The following is a 24,813-nucleotide window of genomic DNA, read 5'->3' as shown; positions in this document are numbered from 1 at the left end:
AACGACGTCGGGCGACAGGGACGGTGAAGATGCAGGCAGTGCTGTCGGTAGGACGAGGCATCTCTGATATCACGGGCGAGGCCGCCGAGTGCGGAATGCTCGGCTACGGCAAGGTCGAGCAGCGCACCGCCGGCATTCATCTTCGGCTGCGGGCCCGGGCTTTCGTCTTTGCCAATGACTCCGCGCGGGTGTTGATCGTCGTCGCCGAACTGCCGTTACCCGCGCAGAACGTGACCAACGCGGTGCTGGACCGGTTGGCGCAGTCCTACGGCGACACTTATTCCGCGCAGAACACCCTGATCACGACGACACATACGCACGCAGGCCCCGGCGGTTACTGCGGGCACCTGCTCTACAACTTGTCGACGAGCGGGTTCCGGCCCGCGACCTTCACGGCGATCGTGGACGGAATCGTCGAATCGGTTCGACACGCCCACGACGATCTCGCACCGGCCGAGGTGTCGTTGTCGCACCGCGAGCTACACGGCGCAAGCATCAACCGATCACCCGCATCCTTCGACCGCAACCCGGCGTGCGATCGCAAGTTCTTCCCCAGCGCTATCGACCCGCACGCCACGTTGGTGCGCATCGACCGTGGGGATGCCACCGTCGGCGCGATCCATTTCTTCGCCACCCACGGCACCAGCATGACCAATCGGAACCTCCTCATCTCCAGCGACAACAAGGGTTACGCGGCATACCACTGGGAGCGCACCGTCGGCGGTGCGGATTATCTCGCCGGCCAACCCGACTTCATCGCAGCGTTCGCCCAGACGAACGCGGGTGACATGAGCCCGCATGTAGACGGGCCGGTCGCTTACGGGCCATCGACCTCCGACGACGAGTTGGAGAACACCCGGACCATCGGGCTTTCCCAGTTCGAGGACGCCTTCACGCAGTTGGACACCGGGACCCCGATCGGCTCAGATATCGATTCCCGCTTCACCTACGTTGATCTCAGCTCCGTGGTGGTCCGCGGCGAGTACACCCCCGACGGTCGCGAACGCCGCACCGGGAGGCCGATGATTGCCGCCGCCATGTTCGCCGGGACCGACGAGGGCGAAGGCTTCCCCGGCTTCCGCCAAGGACGAAATCCGTTCTGGGACAGGATATCTCGCGGCATCTACCGACTCGGCCAACAAGTGCGGGCGATCCAGGAGCCCAAAGGCATGGTGTTGCCCGCCCACGCGCTGAGCCGCCTGCAGCCCTTCATCCAAGAGATAGTGCCCGTCCATCTGTTGCGAATCGGGCGGCTCTATCTGATCGGCATCCCGGGCGAACCGACCATCGTCAGCGGCCTTCGGCTGCGTCGCACGGTGGCTGCGATCGTTGGCGCCGAACTCGACGATGTGCTCTGCGTGGGTTATTCCAACGCCTACATCCACTACGTGACGACGCCCGAGGAGTATCTCGAACAGCGCTACGAGGGCGGCAGCACCTTGTTCGGCCGATGGGAGTTGCCGGCCCTGATGCAGACCGTCGCCGGACTGGCCGAGGCGATGCGCGACGGTCGATCGGTTACGCCCGGCCCCGGCCCACGTCCGAACAAGCCTCCCAGCTGGTTGCGCAGCGCCCGGGCCGACACCGGTTCGTTCGGCGCGATCGTCGCCGAGCCCGCTGCGACATACCGCCCCGGTGACTCGGTGGAGACCATTTTCGTCAGCGCACTCCCTAACAACGACCTGCACCGCAACCGGACGTTTCTCGAAGTGGTCCGCCTCGATGGTGATGACTGGATACGGGTGGCCGATGACTGCGACTGGTCGACCACCTTCAGATGGCAGCGCGAAGGGCGCAGCGGCTCACGCGCCAGCATCGGCTGGGACATTCCCGCCGATGCCGCGCCGGGTATCTACCGCATCGTCCATCACGGAGTAGCTCGGGACAGCCACGGCAGGCTTGCGCCGTTCACATCGACCACCCGTGAGTTCGCTGTTCACTGACCCTCGCGAGCAGACGCATAAGCCCCCAAATCTGGGGTGATTTGGGGGCTTATGCGTCTGCTCGCCAAGTGGTGCTTGATGCGGTCTGAAAGGCCAACCGGGTCACTGCGGACGTCGTCGACGGTGATGGGCACAGTCAGCAAGCCGCACTGTTGCAGCCGAGCGGATTTCAGCCGATCGTGCAGAAACGCCTCGCGTCCCAGATGCCACTGCACGCTGTCATATTCGGCGACGACTTTGGCGTTTGGCCAGGCGAAGTCGACGCGCCACACTTTCCCGTACAAGTCCACGATCTCGTATTGCAGCTCTGGCGTCGGAACCTGATTGTCAATGAAGACAAGTCGCACTTCGCTTTCCATCGGCGACTCCGCCCGCCCGTCGGCGTAGCCGATCAGTTCTCGCACCTTGACGACGCCGCGACGACCCTTGTGCTCACGAATGGTCGAGTCGAGTTCCCCCTTGGTACAAGCCTGGATGTGCAGCGCGGCGTCCAGAATTGCGAGAGCACGCGGACGCCTGAGAGTTCGCGCGACCTCGATCGCGGTCCAGGCCGGCGCTGTGGCCAGGCGACCATCCACCCGTCTCAGCGGAGCACCAACCCGTTGATGCACCATGAGGCCGGCCGACGGCCGCATACGCACACCCGGATCAAGGATGTGCAGGCGTGACACGTTCTCTGTATCGAAGCCGTACATTGCAGCAGCGGTGCCCATGCAGGCGACGATCGGCGCGCGCGTCATGAGATCCAGAGCGGCCAATTGCCCGAACACATCCGGCTGACTGCACCCGTATACGCCGTGGCAGATCCGAATTAGCTTGCCCGCTTTGACAAGTCCCGCCAGACGCTTACGGCTCATTATCGTCAGAAGTTCTGCAGTGGTCGCCAATCCGTTGGCACCTAGCGCGCTTTGGATGTCCATGCTCGGCATGATGCTGCCGGGCCGGCGACCGTACTAGGCAGAGAACGCCGATATGTGGAAACACACGCCGGTGTGGATGGGTGAGCAGACGCAAAAACCCCCTATTTCCAACGGAAATAGGGGGTTTTGCGTCTGCTCGCGCTACTTGACTAGCGGTAGTCGCTGTACCCGTAGTCGTCCAACGGAACGGCAGCACCGGTGGCCTGACCGAAGTCGGGGCTGTAGTACTGGTCCTCGTAGGACGGGATCGTGTACGCGGCGGCCCGAGCCTCCTCGGTCGGCTGAACCTGGATGTTGCGGTACCGGTTGATGCCGGTACCGGCCGGGATCAGCTTTCCGATGATCACGTTCTCCTTCAGACCCTGCAGCTTGTCGCTGCGGCAGTTGATCGCCGCATCGGTAAGCACACGCGTGGTCTCCTGGAACGACGCCGCACTCAGCCACGAGTCGGTGGCCAGCGACGCCTTCGTGATACCCATCAGCACCGGACGGCCGGCAGCGGGCTCGCCGCCTTCGGCCACCACCCGGCGGTTCGACGCCTCGAACTCCGCACGGTCGATCAGCGAGCCGGGCAGGAACTCCGTCGAGCCCGAGTCGATGATGGTGACGCGGCGCAGCATCTGGCGCACGATCACCTCGATGTGCTTGTCGTGGATCGACACACCCTGCGCCCGGTAGACCTCCTGGGTCTCGCGGACCAAGTGGATCTGCACCTCACGCGGGCCCTGCACACGCAGCACCTCGTGCGGGTCGGCCGAGCCTTCCATCAGCTGCTGGCCCACCTCGACGTGGTCGCCGTCGGACAGCACCCGCTCGGAGCCGTCCTCGTGCTTGAACACCCGCAGACGCTGACGCTTGGACAGCTTGTCGTAGACCACTTCCTCGCCGCCGTCGTCGGGAACGACGGTGATCTTGTAGAAGCGCTCCCCGTCCTCGAGCCGCACCCGGCCGGTGACGTCGGCGATCGGCGCCTTACCGCGGGGGATGCGGGCCTCGAACAGCTCCTGGACACGCGGCAGACCGCCGGTGATGTCCTCACCCACGCCACCCTGGTGGAAGGTACGCATGGTCAGCTGCGTGCCGGGCTCACCGATGGACTGGGCCGCGACGATGCCGACCGCTTCACCGATGTCGACCAGCTTGCCGGTCGCCATCGACCGCCCGTAGCAGGTCGCGCAGACGCCGGTGCCGGTGGTGCAGGTAAGCACCGAGCGCACCTTGATCTGCGTGACACCCGCTGCGAGCAGGGCCTCGATCGACGGGTCACCCAGGTCTTCACCACGCGCGACGACGACGTTGCCGGCCTCGTCGATTGCGTCGGCGCCCAGGGTCCGTGCGTACGCCGAGGTCTCGATGTACGGGTCACGGATCAGGGTGCCGTCGGGCTGACGCTCGGCCAGCTCGACCAGGATGCCGCGCTCGGTCTGGCAGTCGTGCTCGCGCACGATGACGTCCTGCGAGACGTCCACCAGACGACGGGTCAGGTAGCCGGAGTCAGCCGTACGCAGCGCTGTGTCCGCCAGACCCTTTCGGGCGCCGTGGGTGTTGATGAAGTACTCCAACACGGTCAGGCCCTCACGGAACGAGGACTTGATCGGGCGAGGGATGAACTCACCCTTCGGGTTGGTCACCAGACCCTTCATGCCGGCCAGTGTTCGCGTCTGGGTGAAGTTACCGGTCGCACCCGACTCCACGATCGTGATGATCGGGTTGTCGCTGGGGTAGTGCTCCTTCAGAGCCTGCCCCACCTCGTCGGTGGCTTCCTTCCAGATCTCGACCAGAGCCTCGTTGCGCTCGTCATGGTTCAACGCGCCACGTTGGAACTGCTTCTCGACCTTCTCCGCCCGCTCTTCGTAGGCGTCGAGGATCTCCTTCTTCCGCGGCGGCACGAGCACGTCGGCCATCGACACCGTCACACCGCTTCGGGTCGCCCAGTAGAAGCCGGCGTCCTTGAGCTTGTCGACGGTCTGCGCGACCACGATCATCGGGTAGCGCTCGGCCAGGTCGTTGATGATGGCCGCCTGGACCTTCTTGTGCATCTGCTTGTTCACGAACGGGTAGCCCAGCGGCAGCAGTTCGTTGAACAGCACCCGGCCCAGCGTGGTCTCCGCCACCCAGGAATCACCCGGGTGCCAGCCGATCGCGCCGAACCGCTCCGCTTCGACCTCGGCCGGCGGACGCAGTTGCGTCAGCCGCACCTTGATCTTGGCGCGCACCGACAGCACACCGCGGTCGGCCGCCATGATGGCCTCGGCCGGTGACGAGTAGACACCCACCTCGGGGCTGTCTTTCCCGGCCGGCTGGTACTCGCCGATGTCGCCGTCGATCTCGGTGGTCAGGAAGAACAGCCCGGTCACCATGTCCAGTCGGGGCATGGCCAGCGGGCGGCCAGATGCCGGCGACAGGATGTTGTTCGACGACAGCATCAGGATGCGGGCCTCGGCCTGCGCCTCGGCGCTCAGCGGCAGGTGCACTGCCATCTGGTCACCGTCGAAGTCGGCGTTGAACGCCTCACAGACCAACGGGTGCAGCTGGATGGCCTTGCCCTCGACCAGCATCGGCTCGAAGGCCTGAATGCCCAACCGGTGCAGGGTCGGTGCACGGTTCAGCAGCACCGGGTGCTCGGCAATGACCTCTTCGAGCACGTCCCACACCTGCGGACGCTGGCGCTCGACCATTCGCTTCGCGCTCTTGATGTTCTGCGCATGGTTGAGGTCGACCAGCCGCTTCATGACGAACGGCTTGAACAGCTCCAGGGCCATCAGCTTGGGCAGACCGCACTGGTGCAGCTTGAGCTGCGGACCGACCACGATGACCGAACGGCCCGAGTAGTCGACACGCTTACCGAGCAGGTTCTGCCGGAATCGGCCCTGCTTGCCCTTGAGCAGATCGGACAGCGACTTGAGCGGACGGTTGCCCGGCCCCGTGACGGGCCGGCCACGACGGCCGTTGTCGAACAGCGCGTCCACGGACTCCTGCAACATCCGCTTCTCGTTGTTGACGATGATCTCGGGTGCGCCGAGGTCGATCAGCCTCTTGAGGCGGTTGTTGCGGTTGATCACGCGGCGGTACAGGTCGTTCAGGTCGGACGTGGCGAACCGGCCACCGTCGAGCTGGACCATGGGACGCAGCTCCGGCGGGATCACCGGGACGGCGTCGAGCACCATGCCCATCGGCGAGTTGCCGGACTGCTGGAACGCCGCGACGACCTTCAGCCGCTTGAGCGCACGAAGCTTCTTCTGCCCCTTGCCGCTCCGGATGACCTCACGCAGAATCTCGGCCTCGGCGTCGATGTCGAAGCTCTGCATGAGCTTCTGGATCGACTCCGCGCCCATGGCACCGGTGAAGTACTCGCCGTAGCGGTCCTGCAACTCGCGGTAGAGGTTCTCGTCCACGATCAGCTGCTTGGGAGCCAGCTTCGTGAAGTTGGTCCAGATCTCCTCGAGCCGGTCCAGCTCGCGCTGGGCCCGGTCGCGCAGCTGACGCATCTCGCGCTCGCCGCCGTCGCGGACCTTGCGCTTGGCGTCCGCCTTGGCACCCTCGGCTTCCAGCTCGGCCAGGTCGGCCTCGAGCTTCTGCGCGCGGGCTTCCAGGTCTGCGTCGCGCTGGTCCTCGACACCCTTACGCTCCACCACCATCTCGGCTTCGAGGGTGGACAGCTCGTTGTGGCGCATCTCGTCGTCGACCGCGGTGATCACATACGCGGCGAAGTAGATGATCTTCTCGAGGTCCTTGGGAGCCAGGTCCAGCAGGTATCCCAAGCGCGAGGGAACGCCCTTGAAGTACCAGATGTGGGTGACCGGCGCGGCCAGCTCGATGTGGCCCATCCGCTCACGACGCACCTTGGCGCGAGTTACCTCGACGCCACAGCGCTCACAGATGATGCCCTTGAAGCGCACCCGCTTGTACTTGCCGCAGTAGCACTCCCAGTCGCGAGTCGGTCCGAAGATCTTCTCGCAGAACAGACCGTCCTTCTCCGGCTTGAGCGTGCGGTAGTTGATGGTCTCCGGCTTTTTGACCTCACCGTAAGACCACTGACGGATGTCGTCCGCGGTGGCCAGGCCGATGCGGAGTTCATCGAAGAAGTTGACGTCTAGCACGTAACTCCCTTTCCCCTTGCGGGATTATTTCCAGAAGGACACACAGATTTACGCAAGATCCTCTACAGACGCGGATTCGTTGCGCGACAAGTTGATTCCAAGGTTGGCCGCGGCGCGTTCGAGGTCCTCGTCCTCGCCTTCCCGCAGCTCGATCGCGGCACCATCGGACGACAGCACCTCAACGTTGAGGCACAGCGACTGCAGCTCTTTGAGCAGCACCTTGAACGACTCCGGAATACCAGGTTCCGGAATGTTCTCGCCCTTGACGATCGCCTCGTACACCTTGACCCGGCCGACGGTGTCGTCGGACTTGATGGTCAACAGCTCCTGCAGCGTGTATGCGGCGCCGTAGGCCTGCATGGCCCAGCACTCCATCTCGCCGAACCGCTGGCCACCGAACTGCGCCTTACCGCCCAGCGGCTGCTGGGTGATCATCGAGTACGGGCCGGTGGAGCGGGCGTGGATCTTGTCGTCCACCAAGTGGTGCAGCTTCATGATGTACATGTAGCCAACCGTCACCGGGTACGGGAACGGCTCACCGCTGCGCCCGTCGAACAACCGGGCCTTGCCGTCGCCGTTGACCATGACCTCGCCGTCACGGTTGGGCAGCGTCGCCGACAACAGGCCCGTCAGCTCATCTTCCTTGGCGCCGTCGAACACCGGAGTCGACACGATCTGGTTCGGCTGTGCGTGGCGCAGCCCCTCAGGGAGGTTGACCGCCCATTCCGGATCGCCTTCGATGTTCCACCCAGCCTTGGCAACCCAACCGAGGTGGGTCTCCAGGATCTGGCCGATGTTCATCCGTCGCGGCACACCGTGCGTGTTCAGGATGATGTCGACCGGAGTGCCGTCCGGCATGAACGGCATGTCCTCGGCCGGGAGGATCTTGCCGATGACGCCCTTGTTGCCGTGCCGGCCGGCGAGCTTGTCGCCGTCGGAGATCTTGCGCTTCTGTGCCACGTAAACGCGGACCAGTTCGTTGACGCCGGCGGGCAGTTCGTCGTCATCCTCGCGAGAGAACACCCGAATGCCGATCACCTTGCCGGATTCACCGTGCGGCACCTTCAGGGAGGTGTCGCGGACTTCGCGGGCCTTCTCACCGAAGATCGCCCGCAGCAGCCGCTCTTCCGGAGTCAGCTCGGTTTCACCCTTCGGGGTGACCTTGCCGACCAGGATGTCGCCGTCACGAACCTCGGCCCCGATGCGGACGATGCCCCGCTCGTCGAGGTCCGCCAGGACCTCGTCGGAGACGTTCGGGATGTCCCGGGTGATCTCCTCGGCGCCCAGCTTGGTGTCGCGGGCGTCGATCTCGTGCTCCTCGATGTGGATCGAGGTCAGCACGTCCTCTTCAACCAGACGGTTGGACAGGATGATGGCGTCTTCGTAGTTGTGGCCTTCCCACGGCATGATCGCAACCAGCAGGTTCTTGCCCAGAGCCATCTCACCGTTCTCGGTGCAGGGGCCGTCGGCGATTACCTGGCCGGCTTCCACCCGGTCCCCCGCATCCACGATCGGGGACTGGTTGGCGCAGGTGCCGTGGTTGGAGCGGGCGAACTTACGCATCCGGTAGGTGCGCCGGGTACCGACGTCGTGCATCACGGTGATGTAGTCGGCCGACACCTCCTCGATCACGCCGGCTTCCTCTGCGACGACGACGTCGCCGGCGTCGATCGCGGCACGCAACTCCATGCCGGTGCCCACCAGCGGTGCCTCGCTGCGGACCAGCGGAACCGCCTGGCGCTGCATGTTGGCACCCATCAGGGCACGGTTGGCGTCGTCGTGCTCGAGGAACGGAATCATGGCCGTGGCCACCGACACCATCTGGCGCGGCGAGACGTCCATGTAGTCCACCTCGGACGAAGTCACGTTGTCGACCTCGCCTGCCTTCCGACGAACCAGAATGCGCGGCTCGGCGAAGTGGGAAGCACCGGCCTCATCGATCGTTAGCGGCGAGTTGGCCTGCGCCACGACGTGGCGGTCCTCCTCGTCGGCGGTCAGGTAGTTGATCTCGTCGGTGACGACACCATCGACCACCTTGCGGTAAGGCGTCTCGATGAACCCGAACGGGTTGACCCGGGCGTACACCGACAGCGAACCGATCAGGCCGATGTTCGGGCCTTCCGGGGTCTCGATCGGGCACATCCGGCCGTAGTGGGACGGGTGTACGTCACGAACTTCCAGGCCGGCACGCTCACGCGACAGACCACCAGGACCCAACGCCGACAGGCGGCGCTTGTGGGTCAGACCCGACAGCGGGTTGTTCTGGTCCATGAACTGCGAGAGCTGGCTGGTGCCGAAGAACTCCTTGATCGCCGCCACCACGGGACGGATGTTGATCAGGGTCTGCGGCGTGATCGCCTCGACGTCCTGAGTGGTCATCCGCTCACGGACGACACGCTCCATCCGGGACATGCCGACCCGGATCTGGTTCTGGATCAGCTCGCCCACCGTGCGCAACCGACGGTTGCCGAAGTGGTCGATGTCGTCGGTCTCCACCGGGACCTCGGAGCCGCCGGGCACAGTCATCTCGTGCTGGCCCTCGTGCAGCCGGACCAGGTACTCGATGGTCGCGACGACGTCTTCTTCGGTCAGCGTGGAGCTGGTGATCGGCTTACCGGCGTTGAGCCCCAGCTTCTTGTTGACCTTGTAACGGCCGACACGAGCCAGGTCGTAGCGCTTCTCCTTGAAGAACAGGTTCTCCAGCAGGGTCTGCGCGGACTCCTTGGTCGGCGGCTCGCCCGGGCGCAGCTTGCGGTAGATGTCCAGCAGCGCCTCGTCAGTACCGGCGGTGTTGTCCTTCTCCAGCGTCCCCATCATGATCTCGGAGAAGCCGAACCGCTCGTGGATCTGCTCGTTGGTCCAGCCGAGTGCCTTGAGCAGCACGGTGACGGGCTGGCGACGCTTGCGGTCGATGCGCACACCCACGGTGTCGCGCTTGTCGACGTCGAACTCGAGCCAGGCGCCGCGGCTGGGGATCACCTTGACGCTGTGCAGCATCTTCTCGGTGGACTTGTCGATGGTCTCGTCGAAGTACACACCAGGCGAGCGAACCAGCTGGCTCACCACGACACGCTCGGTGCCGTTGATGATGAAGGTGCCCTTCTCGGTCATCATCGGGAAGTCGCCCATGAACACCGTCTGGCTCTTGATCTCGCCAGTGTTGTTGTTGATGAACTCGGCCGTGACGAACAGCGGGGCCGCGTACGTCATGTCCTTGTCTTTGCACTCGTCGACAGGCGCCTTGACCTCGTCAAAGCGCGGGTCGGAGAACGACAGCGACATCGATCCCGAGAAGTCCTCGATCGGCGAAAGCTCGTCGAGTACCTCTTCAAGACCGCCTTTGGGGCTGACCTCGCCCCGGTCCAGCGCGCGGTCACGCCAGTCCGGCGAGCCGATCAGCCACTCGAACGAATCGGTCTGAACGTCAAGAAGCCCCGGAACCTCAAGCGGTTCACGGAGTTTGGCGAAGGAAACTCGGTTTGGCGCGCCAGGGACCGAGTTGTTCGACGAACTTTGCGGGCGACTTTGATCGGGACTAGCGTCTGTCTCGCTGAAATCAGCCAAGATGCGTCCTTCCAGCACCTCGTGCGACTAACGAAAGCCTCGAAGAACCGTTCAAGCCGGTGCCAACCAGGCCGTTCGCCGCATCTTTTTTGTGGTTCGGCTGGCGGACGAACTGTCCGGATCTCACGCGCGCAACTAAATAGCTGAGCCTCAGTAGAGGGCTCAGGCTAAGACCACGGTGTCATGTGGCGGGTGAGGTGGGCAGGAGGTAGCCAGCGCAACGTCCAACAATAGCGCAGGACGGCGCATTCCTCAAATACCCAAAACAGGTCACACCCATCACAGGCCCACGGAGGCTAGGGCGCTGGCTGGCACCTCGAAATTCCCGCGAACACATGCTGCCCAACAGATTGACCCGTTTAGGCCCCGTCGTCAAGACCTACGTTCGGCAAGTTGCGACGAATTAACGCGAAATCGCGAGGTACAGGTGCCGCTACGAGCACCCCAGGAAACGAAACGCCGCCAGAATTGTGATGATTGCAACTCACCCGCGCGCGCCCACGAACTACTGCTGAGAGCCCAGTTCGGGCACCCTTCGGCGCGCGGGCCGCGCTACTGGCCGGACGTACTACCCGTGGGTGGTCGCCAGGTCCTCACGGATGACTTCCTGCGCGGCCGGGGGCAGCGTGTGCAGGATGGCACGGACTCGTGCCTGACGCCGTCCGACGGCCTTGCGCTCAGGCATGCCGGGCGTGGCGCTGATCTGCGGCGGCACACCTTCGACCTCGTCGACACCGCCGTCGCTCTGACCGGCGTCGAGGGCGGCCTGCTCGGCGGCCGCGGTCGCCTGGTCCTTCTCCTCCGACATACCGATCGGGCCGATACGCCGGCCGTTGAGGAACTGCTTGACGGCGGGCTCCTCGCTGGTCAGCAGCACCTCACGCGGCCCGAACATCACCAGATGCTTGCGGTAGAGCATGCCGATGTTGTCCGGCACGGTCCGGACGATGTTGATGTTGTGCGTAACGATCAGGATGGTCGCGTCGATCTGCGCGTTGATGTCGATGAGCAGCTGGCTCAAGTAGGCGGTACGCACCGGGTCCAGGCCCGAGTCGGGCTCGTCCACCAGGATGATCTGCGGGTCGAGCACCAGGGCGCGGGCCAACCCGGCACGCTTGCGCATACCGCCGGAGATCTCACCGGGGAACTTGTGACCGTCGTTGGGCATACCCACCATGTGGAGCTTCTCCATGACGATGTCACGGATCTCGCTCTCCTTCTTCTTGGTGTGCTCGCGCAGCGGGAAGGCGGTGTTGTCGTAGATGTTCATCGAGCCGAACAGCGCACCGTCCTGGAACAACACGCCGAACAGGGTCCGGATCTCGTAGAGCTCCTTGGCCGAGCACTCGGTGATGTCGGTGCCGTCGATGACGATGGAGCCGCGCTCCGGGCGCAGCAGCCCGATCAGCGACTTCAGGAAGACCGACTTACCGGTACCCGACGGGCCCAGCATGACGCTGACCTCACCGGAGGGGATCGTCAGCGTGACGTCTTCCCAGATCTTCGCGGATCCGAAAGACTTCGTGAGTCCGGTAACCTCGATGCTGACGCCCATGGAAAGTCCTTCCGTCAACGCGCGAATTCGCCACCACGCCCCGTGTGGCTTGAGTCACTGTAGCGCACGCCTATGGCGCGGCATCAGGGTTGGCAAGATAACAATCCCGGCGACCTCGGACAAGTAGATCAGACGCTCTCTCAACTAACCCAACGGTTGCGATCCGCTGCACTCGGCTAGTCGCCGCGCTTGCGATCTCAACTAGTTCGCAGCCCAGTTGCCATGGAAGCCCATCGGCACCCGCTGCGGTAGATGAACGGTTGCCATCGTCTCCAGCGTCTGGGCATCCAGGATCAGCAATAGACCCTCGTCGCGGCCCCGGTGGCTGCCCATGCCCATCAGAACGCCGTCGTCCTCGGCCTGGCCGGCCGGACCCGCAGAAGCCGGGTTGGGCACGAACGACATCTCACCGATCAAGATGTCTGGATCGAGCCGGGCAACCGAACTGGAGCCGGTCGCGTAGTCGTGCTTGTACAACGTCGTGGTCATGTCGTTGGCACCTGCCGAGAGGTAGCCGCCGTCGACGCCGAGGGTGTAGCCGAACCGGTGCCGGCTGCCGAGCAGCGTCTCGTTGATGCGGGGGAATTCCTGCGGCCGGTCGTCGCGACGTTCGGTGGTGACAGCTCCGGTGACCAGGTTGATGGTCCAGCGGTCCAGAGTCGGCCTGCTGTCGCCCGGACCGCGCAGGTCGCGGTCGAACATCCGCGCGTACCGCACCACATCGAGCACCAGGATCTCGGCGCCGTCCCGCTTCTCGGTGTAGGCGTTGAGCGGGTGGAAGACGTAGCAGGGCTCCACCTCGAACCACCGGACGTCCTTGTTGTCACCTTCACGGGGCAGCACACCGATGCGCGCCGGGTAGTCGGAGTTCCAGCGGTACGGCATCCGATGCATGGGTTGCGGATTGCGGTTGATCATCGCCGTGATGGGGTTGGGGATCCGGACGCGTCCCAGAATCGACTGCAACACCAGCCGGGCCGGCGTGCGTAGTGCGCGTGGTACCTCCGCCGGCACGATCTGCACCGGATCGAACGTGACGGGGAGGTCGTAGATCACCACGTAGTCGTCGGTCAGGGAGAAGTCGTGCATCATCGGCGACCCGCTCACCTCGATGTCGACCGTCCGGCGGGCCCGTCCCTGGTTGTCGATCACGGAGTACTGGACGGTCCGCCCGCGGGTGAACGAGTAGGACAGGGCGTGCAGTTCGCCGGTTGCCGGATCGCGGTGGGGGTGTGCGGTGTAGCCGCCGAACAAGGTTCCGTCGAAGTCGCAGGGCGCCACGGTGTCCAGCTCATCGGTGAGTTGATAGTTGGCGCCGCCGCCCTCCACGAGCGCCAGTGTGCGTCCGGCGTGGCTGAGCGAGTTGGTGTTGGGTCCGACGGACAGCAGGCCGGCACGCGGGTCCAGCCCCGTGGGCCGTGGTTCGCCCAGGGCGGCGCAGACCGCCGGGGTTCGCACCCAGCGATTGCGGTACCAGACGGCCTGCCCGTCGTGCAGGGCCAAGCCGTGCACCATGGCGTCGCCACTGAACCAGTGGTAGATGGCGGGGTCGACTTCGGCGACCGGGTTGGGACCGTTGCGCAGATAACGGCCGCTCAGGTGCTCCGGGATCTTCCCCGTCACCTTCAGGTCGGTCGCGGTCACTTCGGCGCGCACCGGCGCCAGAAAGTCCTCGAGGTAGGGGTTCCGGGATTCGACGGTCTGCACGGAAGTCATCCTGAGCTCCTATAACATTGTTATTACGTCGTTATTGGAACCGTACGCCGCCGATGAGAAGATGGCAAGGATGACTGAGGAAGCGACAGTGCAGACGCAACGCAGCGTTCGGGACGAAATGCTGCACGCCGCCGTGGAACTACTCAACGAGCACGGGCCCGAAGCGCTACAGACCCGCAAGGTCGCCAACGCCGCCGGAACCTCGACGATGGCTGTGTACACCCACTTCGGCGGGATGCGCGACCTAATCGCCGAGGTCGCCCTGGAGGGATTGCGCCAGTTCGGCGCGGCGCTGACGGTAGCGCCGAGCGACGATCCGGTGGCAGATCTGATGGCCGTCGGTGCAGCCTATCGGCGCTATGCGACCGAGCGGCCACACATGTATCGGCTGATGTTCGGCAGTACCAGCGCACACGGCATCAATGCGCCGACCGGCAACGTCCTGACGCTCACACTTGCCGAGATCGAGCAGCATCAGCCCAGCTTCGCCCGCCTGGTAGGCCCGGTGCGCCGGTCGATGCAGGCGGGCCGGATCACGGCGTGTTCCGCGGACGACGACACTGCTGTGGTGGCGACAGCAGCCCAATTCTGGGCGCTCATCCACGGCTTCGTGATGCTCGAGCTGGCTGGTTTCTACGGCGACTCGAGTGTCAGTGACTCGGCCTTCCTCCCGGTGCTGGCGGCGATGACCGCAAATCTTCTTATCGCTCTGGGCGATTCGCCCGAGCTGGTGCATCGGTCCCAGCTGGCGTCGGTCGCCTCGGGCTGAGCACGCTGGAAGAGCGAAAAGCCCCCGGATCCCGAAGGATCCGAGGGCTTTGCGCAAAACGAACTACTTGACGGAAACCTTGGCGCCGGCGGTCTCCAGCTTGGCGCGGGCCTCGTCAGCGGCCTCCTTGGTGACCTTCTCGAGCAGCGGCTTGGGCGCGCTGTCGACCAGGTCCTTGGCCTCCTTGAGGCCCAGGCCGGAAACGATCTCGCGAACCACCTTGATGACGCCGATCTTCTTCTCACCGGCGGCCTCGAGGATCACGTCGAACTCGGTCTGCTCCTCGGCGGCCTCAACGGCAGCCGGGCCTGCACCTGCAGCGGCGACGGCGACCGGAGCGGCCGCGGTGACCTCGAAGGTCTCCTCGAACTTCTTGACGAAGTCGGAGAGCTCCAGCAGGGTCATTTCCTTGAAGGCGTCGAGCAGGTCGTCGCCAGAAAGCTTTGCCATGGGGTGGGTCCTTCCTAATTCTTTCGGTTTCTTTGGGTTTGTGTGTTGGGGTGGTTATTCGGCCGTAGCTGGTTCTGCGGCCGGCGTCTCGGTGCTTTCGGTGCTTTCGGGGGAAGCCTCCACCGCGGCGGCTGCCGGAGCCTCTGCTTCCTTCTTTTCCTGAAGAGCAGCCAACAGGCGAGCCATCTGTGAGACGGGTGCGTTGAAGAGGCCGGCAGCCTTGGAAAGGTTGCCCTTCATCGCGCCGGCCAGCTTGGCCAGCAGCACCTCGCGGGATTCCAGGTCAGCGATGCGCTCGACCTCGGAGACGGACAGCGCGTGACCGTCCATGTAGCCACCCTTGATGACCAGCGCCTTGTGTTCCTTGGCGAAGGTCTTCAGGGCCTTGGCAGCATCGACCGGCTCGCCGGTGACGAATGCGATCGCCGTCGGGCCGGCGAACAACTCGTCGAGTCCTTCAACCCCGGCCTCGGACGCTGCCCGCTTGATGAGGGTGTTCTTCGCCACCGCATAGGTGGTCGACGCCCCAAGCGAACGACGCAGCTCAGCAAGGTTGGCAACCGACAGACCGCGGTACTCGGTGATGACCGTCGCCGTCGAGGCCTTGAAGTGCTCTGCGATGTCTGCAACGGCGGTGGCCTTGTCAGACCGGGCCATGCATACCTCCTGAAAGTTTGTGGACTTGGCGTCTCTATCCACTGTCGGAACCGTTAAGAACGCCAAACGCCCCGGCGCAGGATGCGGCCGGGGCGTTGAGATACGCCGGCACAACGGCCGGCAGAACTGCCTCGTCCTCCTGCGTGGGCCGCCGGGATGTTCCCGGACCTTCAACCGATTGCTCGGTGACCGACGGTCTTCGGTGGATCAGCGACAACAATAGCGTGGTCGCCTCGATCAGCCAAAACGGTGCCGCGCTAAGCCATCGCCTGGGCCCACTGCATGTGACCTTCGTAGCCCGACGACGTCGCGATCTCGAGACAACGGTCCCGGTAGTCGCGATGGCCCACCTCGTCGCCCTCCGCACGCGCGAGCAGCGCCCGCAGTCGCAACACCCAGGTTTCGTGGAGGGCATATCCCGCCTCCACCCGTGTGGCCGCCAAGCGGTCTACGACGGCCCGTGCCTCGCGGCGGTCGGCGTCCGAGCCCCTGCGCAGCAGGACGTCGACCAGCGCGGCGGTCATCGACGCGCGATGAAGTTTGTCGCCAGATGCGATCACCTGCTCCAGGGCAGCCCGCGCCGGTGGGATCGCTTCGTCGAGATCGCAGTCTCGGGCCTGATGTTGCGCGTGCATAAGCTCGACAGCCGCGGAAACGATAAAGGAGAAACGATCCTGCAAAGCGGCTTCCTTCGCCGCGGCGAGCAGTACGAAACCCTCACCGACGTCGAACTGCGACAGAACGAGCCCATGCGCGTAGCGGGCACTGGCCAGCGTGAATGCGTCGCCGGATCGCTCGGCGAGGTGTAGCAGCTCGGCCGTTTCGTGCAGATCGATCGGATCAGGCAGCAGAACCAGATTGACCACGGCCAGAGTGCAGGTGAAGACCGTGCTCATGCCGCGCAACCGCGGAACATTTGTGGGCTCTATTTCGCGCAACGTCGCGTGTGCGTCGTCCGCGATGCTTTTCCAACCCCGCTCGCCACGGCAACACCGGACACAAGCGCTCACCACGAGGGCGGCCGTCAGTGGCGAAGAAATAACCAGGTCACCCTTGCGCGGATCACCATCGGCGATCGCGATCATGCGGTCCGCCAAACGCATTACCTCGGCGAACTCGCCAACCTGATACTTCGCGACAACGGCTGCATACAGCAGCGACAACGTCAGCAACGGATCGTCGATCGAGCCGAGCAGCACCACAAGTTCCGACGCAAGGTCCGAGGCGCTGTCGAAGCGGGCGTGCACGATCAGCGACGACAGGCGCCCTGCCATCGCAATGGCGAGTGACACCTTGTCGCCATTGGCGTCAGCCAGGCCGCGCAACTCATCGAAGCCGGTGTCGTCCAAGCTGCCACCGACCATCCAGGAGCTGACGCAGAGCATGGTGCGGGGCGAGATCTGCTTCGCGGCGCGTTCATGGACGCCGTCGGGCAGCCGATCGGCGGCTTGGGCCGCACGCTGCCAGCTGGCGCGCGCTGCCCCGGGGTCCCGGTGAACAAACCAGGCACCCGCCCTCATGTGCCAGCCGAAAGCAGGCTCGAGGTCCCCGGCCGCTTCAAAATGTTCAGCGATCAGTGCGGCATGCTCCTCGGCGGCTTCGGGCTCACCGTCTTCAATCGCAGCCGCCACCTGCCGGTGCAATGTCGCACGATCCGACTTGAGCTGAGCCTCGTATGCGACGGCGCGAATCAACGGATGACAGAACACAAACTCGGGTTCCCGGGTGAACCCCACCTGTTCGATGAACTCGCCCGACAACAGGTCGGCCACGTTCGGCTCGACCCCAAGCGCGGTCAGCAACTCAAGGCCGAAGCGGGAGCCCAGCACCGCTGCCGCGCCGAGTGTCCGTTTCGCGTCCGGGTCGAGGCGGTCGATGCGCGCGGCAATAGCGGCCTGCAAGGAGGCAGGCACCGTTATCTCAGCTCCCTGGGTGACCGCGACGTAGGCACCCCGGGAGCCGCGGAGGACATCGCGCTCGGCCAGTTCGCGGGCAATCTCCTCGGCAAAGAACGGGTTGCCGGCAGCTCTGGCGGTGATGGTGTCGGCTAGTACCTTGACGGACGGATCCGACCCGAGAAGTTCCGAGACGAGCAACGCAGTCTCGGTATCACTCAGCGGCGCAAGGGATATCGTCTGCGCACCCGGCCCTCGCATGAGCACCCCCCGATACTCCGGCCGATAAGTGAGCAGCACCACCGAAGGCGTCTGGGGTGTCACGGTCAGGAAGTCGGCCAGCATCGACTCGCTGACCTCGTCGATCCAGTGCGCATCCTCGACGACATACAGCACAGGGGTTTCGCGGGCCAACGACGCCGCGTTGACCAACGAGGTCAACCGCCTTCGCCGCGCATCGGAGTCGATTGCCGGCAGCGCAACGGCCGGATCGGCGATGCCTAACAGGTCATCGAGCAGCAACAGATCCTCGGGATCCGCGTCGGCAATCCGCTCGCGCACCCGATCGCGCGCGTCCTGGCCGTGTATTTCGTCGACGCCGAGGGCGGCACGCAACAGACGGGAGATCGCGTGAAACGGAATCTGGCTGGCGTGCGACTCACAAAAAGTGCTGAAGACCTCCATGCCCCGTCGGCGCGCCTTGGTAGCCAACTCCCGGCCCAGCCGACTTTTGCCGATTCCTGGTGGCCCGACCACGCCGACCACGCTGCCGTGGCCGTCGACCGCACGCTCCATCAAGCCCTCGACTGTCGACAACTCCCACCGGCGCCCGACGAGGTTCGTGTCGGTTCGAGACGGGTCTCGGCGCGGTTCCCCCGGCCCGAGTAGTTGACGAGCGGGCACTGGTTCGTCGGCACCCTTGATCGCGACGAGTTCAGTGGGACCGAGGTGCACCGCGTCCTCGACCAGGCGCGCCGTCGACGCGCTGAGCATGATCCCGTCAGGCGGAGCTACCGATTCCATCCGCTGGGCGATTCCGACCTGCTCGCCCACCGTCGTGTAACCCAAAGTGCCGGAGCCGATTTTGCCGGCGATTACCTGGCCTGAGTTCAACCCCACCCGCAACCGCAACGCCACGCCGTCGCGGCGCTGCACCTCAGCCGCCAACGGCTTGGCCTGCTGCTGAATCTCCAGCGCGGCTAAACATGCGCGAAGCGCGTGATCCTCCAATGACACGGGCGCACCGAATACGGCCATGATGCCGTCGCCAGTGAATTTGTCGACCGTGCCGTCGAACTGCTGCACCACGGACGCGCATCGGCCGGCAACGTCAGCCATCACCTCGCGCAGCCGCTCCGCACCGACGGCCGCGGCGATGTGCATTGACCCGACCACGTCGGCGAATAGAACCGTGACCTGCTTGTATTCCGCCGATCGGGCCGCACTCGCCACCGGTGCGCCGCATTCGCTGCAGAACTTGGCCGTTGCGCTCAGCGCGGTGCCGCACGACCCACACGTCAGGTCCACGAAAGTATGGTGTCACCGCTAGTCGACACGTGTCTATTTATAAACCGCCAAGCCGTGCCGCACCTACCAGGCCGGCATCTCCCCCGAGTTCGGCGGGCACCACGCGGAGACCTTGGAGAAAGGCCAGCCGGGCGTAGTCGGCCAGTGCCGCGCGCAGCGGATCAAAGAGCAGTGCGCCGGATTTGGCCACTCCCCCGCCGATGACCACCAGATCCAGGTCGCACACCGCCGCCACCGACGCGATCATCCGGGCCAGCGCATCGGCGCCGCGATCAAAAGCCTGCAATGCCAACGCATCCCCCGCCGCCGCGGCGTCGGCCAACTCCTTGGCCCCAGCGGCAGGCGGCGCCGACCAACCGTTAGCGCGCGCCCAGCGCGTCATCGATGGGCCGGATGCAATGGTCTCGACGCAGCCGCAGCCACCGCATGCGCACGGTAGGCCGTTTGGTTCGACCACCACGTGACCGACGTGACCGGCATTGCCGGTGCGGCCGTCGTAGGGAGATCCGTCAAGCACCAATCCGCCGCCCACGCCGGTGGAGACCACCATCCCGAGCAAGAAGTTCGCGCCACGTCCGGCACCGCGCCAGTGCTCGCCGAGTGCCATGCACACGCCATCGCCGCCCAGCCGTACCGGCAGGCCAGGCACCAAAGCCGCGACTCGGTCGCGCAGCGGAAACCCGCGCCACGAAGGAATATTGATCGGGCTGACGGTCCCGGCAGCCACATCGACCGGCCCGGCCGAAGCGATGCCCACCCCCACAACCGACCCCCCGGCCGCGCCCAACGCGTCGGCGATCAACGCGGCGACCGAGGCCCACACCTGCTCGGCGCCCGCGCCAGACGGGGTGGGACCGGTCACGGTGTGCACCAGGGCACCGGCGGCGTCCGCGAGGCCGACGGCGATCTTGGTGCCGCCGATATCGAGGCAAAGATTGAGCATCAGTGTCGGTGGGTGTTGTCGGGCTGGCGGGGATCGCCGGGATGCTCGTATCCGGGCGCGAGTTCGACCAGCGCGGCACGGCGAGCGTCCAACCAGACCCGGAACGCGCGTCGGCGGGCGGTGCCCAACAGGTGCTCCGCGACGGCGGTCCGCACCTGTTCGAGAGGCGGAGCCGAGACGGCGGGAGCACGCCAGCCGTCGCCGCTGGCGCGCGGCGCCGCGAACCGCAGCGGATTGCGCGCGTGGTAATCGGCCACCTCGTCGTCGCTGATCTCGACCTCGGCAGTGACGGCGGCGAACAGAGCACGCGCCCGCGGGTCGGCCAGCACCGCGGCGGCGATGCTGCCGATCTCCAGCCGGGCAGTCACGTCGGGCAGCAGGTCGTCCTCGGTCGGGGCGTCGACGCGGTCAACCGGGCGGACCCGTACCTCGGCGTCGATCACTCGCTCGGTCACGATCAGTTGGGTAAGCCAGCGCCGCAGTTGCCGGCCCTCGCTGGTGCCACTGGCCGGCAGTGCGGCGGCGCGCGGACCGCTACGCAGCCTGGCTTCGCGCGCGTCCACCTCGTCAGCGGCTACCGGTCCCCCGCCGACGGTCGCGACCGGATGCTCATTCACGTCACTGTCACCTTCACCGCCGGCGAATAGACCAGCCGACCGGCGCAGCCGACTCGGACCAGCGCCCACCACTGCCCGGGTGCCAACCATGCCGGTGGCCTCACATCGAAGACGAGGTCGACGGTGCCCTGCGCGGGTAGATCAGCGCCCAGCGCGGCCGGGCCGATCCACTCCCATGTTCCCCAGGGGCTGATCAGGTGTGCTTCCAGCGCCAGATCGGCATGCGCGCGACTACCGATCGTGACGGAAAGGCGCGTGGCCTCCCCGGCGGCCAGCTCGATCGAGGCGGGGCCGTCGACGAGGTAGACCAGCTCGTCGACTTCGGACCCGATGGCCACGATCGCGACATCCTCGACCACCTGACGCCATGCGGCCGGCACCTGACCGTCGGAGGAGGTGACTTGCAACTGTGCCCGGATCGGATACAACCCCGGCGGCGCATCCGCCGGGATCGTCACAACGACGTCGGTTTCCAGATGCGCACCGGCGCCCAGGGTGAACGGCAGCTCGACCGGAGCGACCGACCAACCGCCGGGGTGTATCACTTCGACCTTGCCGCTCAATTCCGAATCGGTGCAGTCGCTGGCCGCGGTCAGGCGCAACGACACCTCGGCACCGGAGTCGGCGTTCAACTGCGCAGGATGCAGATGCGCGACTACCGGCAACCCACCCAATGGGGCGGGACCGCGATTGTGCAACCAATACCGTGCGTAGAGCGGTTGGGCCGGCTCGGCCTCCGGCGCCAATTCGGCCACGGGGTTGGCAACCAGTTCGGGCACGTCGAGTCGTGCGAGCACGGTAGCGACCTGAAAGCCGTGCAGATCGATGACTCGTTTGCGACGTTCCGGCGTTTCCAGCAGGTTCGCCTGCTCGAGCGCGCGGAGCTTGCCGAGTTCCGAGCCGACCACCACCAGGGTCGCAGCGCCGGTCGACTCCACCAATCGGAGCGCGACTACACCCGGCACTACCGGCTCGGCGCTGCCGGCCGTCAGCGGGTTGCCTGCCGCCTTCAGAGCACCCAACTGCACCGCGCCGGCGGGCTCAACATGCAGCAACGACCCACAGTCCGGTAGCGCGCCGTGCCGCTGTTGCGGGGTGACCGCCAGCAGCGGGTTGGAAAACTGTGCGCTGCGAGCCGGTAGGCCGGCGCGTCGCCAGTCGCCACTACCGCCGACCAGCGCGTAGTCGAAATCGTGCGTCCAGTGCTGTAGTTGGAAGTTGGAGCCGTCCGGCGCGGTGCGACGGGGTTCGTCGATCCAGATCCCAGAGGGCCAGCCCGTGCAAGATCGCATCAGGGCGGTGTGGAGGGTGCCCTCGATATCGACAGCGAAACTGGGCACCCCGCGGTTGAGCAGCGCGACCGTGTAGTCCTCGAAGGGGTCTGATCCCGATGGGGCGCGTTGTTTCACCGGTATCTCGGCGTCACCGAGGTCTTTGACCACGGACGCGATCGCGGCGTATAGCCTCTTGTCGTCGCGGCCGTCGATGACCAACACCGGCAACGCGCGTGCAGCCCGCAGGTCGGCGTCGGGCACCCAGACCGCCGCCAAGGGTTCGGCCGCCGGCACCCATATCCGCGCCTGACCGTTTTTGGTGAGCTGCCGCGCCAATTCGGCGGTGTAAGCCGGGTCCGCCTCGGCCAGCAGTGCTTTGGTGAACGGGTTGCGGGCGGGCCCACCCAGCGCAATTCGAGCGTCCGGCAAGTTGGAGTCGACATCGAGATGGCCATAGCGCGGCTTGTCGGCGCCGCTGCAGGTGGCCGTGACGCCGGCGCGCACCAGCGCCACCATCAATTCCCGGGCCAGCGGTCCGGACTCCGACTCCGAAGGCGCGACCACCTCGGCCACCGATACCGCGCGCACCGCGGTCCCGATCCGGATGCGAGCCGCCGATGACAATCCGAACCAGCCGTAGGCGGGGTTGTCCAGCGTCCACAGATGTTCCGCGGTGTCCACCGAGCGGTTCCCGTCGTGCAACAGCGCGAACCCGCGCCCGACGACGGCGTCGCCAACCTCACTGACCGGCATGGCGCCCGGCACCGGACACGGCCAGCGCAGCCGTAACAGCCGGTCCTCGCCGATGAAGTCATCGATGGTGGTGCGGCAGTCCACCCGCGCGATGCCGTGCCACAGCGTCAGGGTTTGGGTGTAGCGCAGCAGGTCGCCGATGCGTCCCTGAACGACCAGCCGCTCACCGAGCGGACCGTGATACGCCTGCGCCGTCGCTCCCGCTTCCGAGCTGCACACCACTGGCCCCTTGGGCAGCAGGTGCCATGGCCCCTCACCTTGGGAGGGATGCGACGGGTATTCCTCGTAGACGGCGAGTTCGTTTCCGACCCGGCCGTCGGCGATCAGCTCGCGGCCGTCCTGAACCAGCGATTGCACCCCTCCGCCGCGCTGCGGATCGGCGGTCAGCCGGTAGTGCTCGTTGGCGATCGTCAAACCCGCAGCCGGCTGCCAACCAGCGGCTTTCGTGGCGCCGACACATCGATACGTCCGCCAACCCAGCGACGGCACATCGCGGGCCAGCCAGGTCACCGACCGCCCATCGTGTTCAACCTGCGCGGGTACCTCGCTGCCGTCGGAGTCCAGCACCCGGGCTCCGGCGGCCAAGGGTGGGTCGAACCGGGCTGTGACGATATCGCTGCGCTGCTGGGTCAGTGGGTTCCACACAACGACCGTGTCCTGCGCACTCGCAACAGCGCTGGACAGCACCTGCAGTGAGTTGTCGCGGGCGGTACGCCCGAGCTCCCACGCGTCGCGCCATCCGGTCAGCAGATCGAGGTAGACCTGGTCGGATTCCGACCCGGTGATCGCGTCGTGGTGGGCGCCGTAGGCGAGCTGCACCCAGGCCTTGGCGAACGCCGCCTGCGGGTAATCGGCGCCGGTCAACACCCCGGCGAACACGGCGAACCGCTCGGCGTCCAGCACCGCGTTCTCCGCGGCCCGGTTGGCCTGCTTGGTGTCGATGAACGACACGTCCTTGCCGGTGTAGATCGGGTTCATATCGCGGGTCTGCGGCGACGCCACCGTTCCCCGCTCCACCAGTTCGGCGCGCACTGCCGCGAAAAACTCCCGGGGCAATCCACAGACGAACCGCGGCCAGGTGTAGCGGTCGGCCCAGTCGCGGTGGATCTCGGTGACCCACTTGTTCGGCGGGGTGTAGTCGGTGCCGACCGGCAGCAGCAAATTGCGGGTCAGCGCAACCTTTTTCAGCTGGTCGAACAACGCATAAGTGGCTTCCTCTGCCTCGGCAAGGGTGGTCGAGGAATCCATCCACCAGCCGGCCGAATAATGCGCCGGCATGTAGTGGGTGAGCAGACCGCGCCCGGACGGCGAGATCCATTCGAACTCGCTGGAGAACTGCATCCGGTCCATGCCGTCCTGCCCGGGTCCCCACTGGTGGTGCGGCCCACGCGCCCACGAACTGGAGGTCAGCCCCGCATCCGCGGCCATCCCGGGGAACTGCGGATCGTGGCCGAACACGTCCAACTGCCATGCGGTGGCCGGATCGGCACCCAGTACGTCGCGCTGAAAACCGATGCCATGCACCAGGTTTCGGATCGTGGTCTCTGGGCTGGTCAGGTTGGTGTTGGGCTCGTTGTAAGTGCCGCCCATCACCTCGACGCGGCCCTGCGCCAAGAATCGACGCAGGTCGGCGCGGTCCTCCGGACGGGTGTCCCAGTACGGCTTGAGGTAGTCGACTTCGGCCAACACGAACTTGTACTCGGGCTCGCGGCGGGCCATCTCCAGGTGGGCGTGGACCAGTTCGAACCCGTTGGTCTGACGGGCGCGGCCGGGCGGGTCTTCGTGCCACTCGCTGGTGTAGGCGCCCTGGGTGTTCCACCAGACCGGGTCGTAGTGGAAGTGACTGACCATGAACATCGTCCAGCCAGGCTCGGCGACCACGAATTCGAACGCGAACTCCGCGGCGCTGGCATTGCGTCGCTCACCGACGACCGGCTTACTCACCAGCACCGGAATTTCGATGACTTCGGCACCGGGTTCGGCTACCGCTTCGCCGCTGAGGCCGTCACCCCCGACCCGGACGACCGTCGGCTGCGTGCACCCGGTCACGGTCAGGCGAGCCAGCTGAAGCGGTGCGTCCGGCGGCCCGACGAATAGTTCGGTCGACTCTGCAGCGATCACCTGCATGTC

Annotated in this window: 13 protein-coding genes; 2 read left to right on the top strand and 11 right to left on the bottom strand. The window is 65.6% G+C overall.

Features of this window, described 5'->3' with window-relative positions; genetic code table 11:
• The first annotated feature begins 38 nt into the window (after nucleotides 1-38).
• Nucleotides 39-1,943, top strand: coding sequence for a neutral ceramidase (locus tag ACZY1I_RS01460; RefSeq protein ID WP_463753452.1), 1,905 nt, complete (start codon nucleotides 39-41; stop codon nucleotides 1,941-1,943).
• On the opposite strand, the gene ACZY1I_RS01455 is transcribed toward ACZY1I_RS01460, so the two are convergent.
• The 5 genes from ACZY1I_RS01455 to ACZY1I_RS01435 form a co-directional block, all read right to left on the bottom strand.
• Nucleotides 1,937-2,872, bottom strand: a complete 936-nt coding sequence (locus tag ACZY1I_RS01455) for a hypothetical protein (RefSeq protein ID WP_463752508.1) — start codon at nucleotides 2,870-2,872, stop codon at nucleotides 1,937-1,939. The two genes, ACZY1I_RS01460 and ACZY1I_RS01455, sit on opposite strands and share 7 nt — an antisense overlap.
• Nucleotides 2,873-3,012: 140 nt before the next feature.
• The gene (locus ACZY1I_RS01450; RefSeq protein ID WP_463752507.1) at nucleotides 3,013-6,963 is read right to left on the bottom strand and encodes a DNA-directed RNA polymerase subunit beta'; all 3,951 of its coding nucleotides are present in this window, start codon (nucleotides 6,961-6,963) and stop codon (nucleotides 3,013-3,015) included.
• Nucleotides 6,964-7,011: 48 nt separating this feature from the next.
• Entirely contained in the window at nucleotides 7,012-10,545 is a 3,534-nt protein-coding gene (gene rpoB / locus ACZY1I_RS01445; RefSeq protein WP_463752506.1) for a DNA-directed RNA polymerase subunit beta, read from the bottom strand.
• A 550-nt stretch (nucleotides 10,546-11,095) separates the two neighbouring features.
• The gene (locus ACZY1I_RS01440; protein WP_463752505.1) at nucleotides 11,096-12,082 is read right to left on the bottom strand and encodes an ABC transporter ATP-binding protein; all 987 of its coding nucleotides are present in this window, start codon (nucleotides 12,080-12,082) and stop codon (nucleotides 11,096-11,098) included.
• Nucleotides 12,083-12,283: 201 nt separating this feature from the next.
• Complete coding sequence (locus ACZY1I_RS01435) at nucleotides 12,284-13,798, bottom strand: carotenoid oxygenase family protein (protein ID WP_463752504.1); 1,515 nt, start codon at nucleotides 13,796-13,798, stop codon at nucleotides 12,284-12,286.
• 61 nt (nucleotides 13,799-13,859) lie between these two features.
• Here ACZY1I_RS01435 and ACZY1I_RS01430 point away from each other — a divergent pair, with 61 nt between their 5' ends.
• Nucleotides 13,860-14,567: a TetR/AcrR family transcriptional regulator gene (locus tag ACZY1I_RS01430; protein WP_463752503.1), complete on the top strand. Its 708-nt coding sequence runs from the start codon at nucleotides 13,860-13,862 to the stop codon at nucleotides 14,565-14,567.
• Between the two features lie 63 nt (nucleotides 14,568-14,630).
• On the opposite strand, the gene rplL is transcribed toward ACZY1I_RS01430, so the two are convergent.
• The 6 genes from rplL to ACZY1I_RS01400 form a co-directional block, all read right to left on the bottom strand.
• Nucleotides 14,631-15,017 (bottom strand): 50S ribosomal protein L7/L12, encoded by a 387-nt coding sequence (gene rplL / locus ACZY1I_RS01425; protein WP_463752502.1) that lies wholly within the window; start codon nucleotides 15,015-15,017, stop codon nucleotides 14,631-14,633.
• A 54-nt stretch (nucleotides 15,018-15,071) separates the two neighbouring features.
• A complete protein-coding gene (rplJ, locus tag ACZY1I_RS01420; RefSeq protein ID WP_463752501.1) occupies nucleotides 15,072-15,674 on the bottom strand; it encodes a 50S ribosomal protein L10 in 603 nt (200 codons plus the stop codon).
• A 257-nt stretch (nucleotides 15,675-15,931) separates the two neighbouring features.
• Nucleotides 15,932-19,096, bottom strand: a complete 3,165-nt coding sequence (locus ACZY1I_RS01415) for an AAA family ATPase (RefSeq protein ID WP_463752500.1) — start codon at nucleotides 19,094-19,096, stop codon at nucleotides 15,932-15,934.
• 37 nt (nucleotides 19,097-19,133) lie between these two features.
• Nucleotides 19,134-20,039 carry an ROK family protein gene (locus ACZY1I_RS01410; RefSeq protein ID WP_463752499.1) on the bottom strand — a complete coding sequence of 302 codons (906 nt, stop codon included), beginning with the start codon at nucleotides 20,037-20,039 and terminating at the stop codon, nucleotides 19,134-19,136.
• On the bottom strand, nucleotides 20,039-20,656 hold the full coding sequence (locus ACZY1I_RS01405; RefSeq protein WP_463752498.1) for a DUF7158 domain-containing protein: 618 nt from the start codon (nucleotides 20,654-20,656) through the stop codon (nucleotides 20,039-20,041). Before ACZY1I_RS01405 ends, ACZY1I_RS01410 begins: the two co-directional genes overlap by 1 nt.
• On the bottom strand, nucleotides 20,653-24,810 hold the full coding sequence (locus ACZY1I_RS01400; RefSeq protein WP_463752497.1) for a glycoside hydrolase family 38 N-terminal domain-containing protein: 4,158 nt from the start codon (nucleotides 24,808-24,810) through the stop codon (nucleotides 20,653-20,655). Before ACZY1I_RS01400 ends, ACZY1I_RS01405 begins: the two co-directional genes overlap by 4 nt.
• Nucleotides 24,811-24,813 lie beyond the last annotated feature (3 nt).

The sequence above is a fragment of the Mycobacterium sp. IDUB_37 genome (genome assembly GCF_055419245.1).
The sequence above is the reverse complement of the archived record's forward strand: the minus strand, read 5'-3'. Positions and strand labels throughout refer to the sequence as shown.

Excerpts from the sequence above, each read along its gene's own strand:
- ACZY1I_RS01455 (WP_463752508.1), bottom strand. The coding sequence starts at position 2,872 with ATGCCGAGCATGGACATCCAAAGCGCGCTAGGTGCCAACGGATTGGCG.
- ACZY1I_RS01440 (WP_463752505.1), bottom strand. The coding sequence starts at position 12,082 with ATGGGCGTCAGCATCGAGGTTACCGGACTCACGAAGTCTTTCGGATCC.
- ACZY1I_RS01435 (WP_463752504.1), bottom strand. The coding sequence starts at position 13,798 with ATGACTTCCGTGCAGACCGTCGAATCCCGGAACCCCTACCTCGAGGAC.
- ACZY1I_RS01430 (WP_463752503.1), top strand. The coding sequence starts at position 13,860 with ATGGCAAGGATGACTGAGGAAGCGACAGTGCAGACGCAACGCAGCGTT.
- rplL (WP_463752502.1), bottom strand. The coding sequence starts at position 15,017 with ATGGCAAAGCTTTCTGGCGACGACCTGCTCGACGCCTTCAAGGAAATG.
- rplJ (WP_463752501.1), bottom strand. The coding sequence starts at position 15,674 with ATGGCCCGGTCTGACAAGGCCACCGCCGTTGCAGACATCGCAGAGCAC.
- ACZY1I_RS01410 (WP_463752499.1), bottom strand. The coding sequence starts at position 20,039 with ATGCTCAATCTTTGCCTCGATATCGGCGGCACCAAGATCGCCGTCGGC.
- ACZY1I_RS01400 (WP_463752497.1), bottom strand. The coding sequence starts at position 24,810 with ATGCAGGTGATCGCTGCAGAGTCGACCGAACTATTCGTCGGGCCGCCG.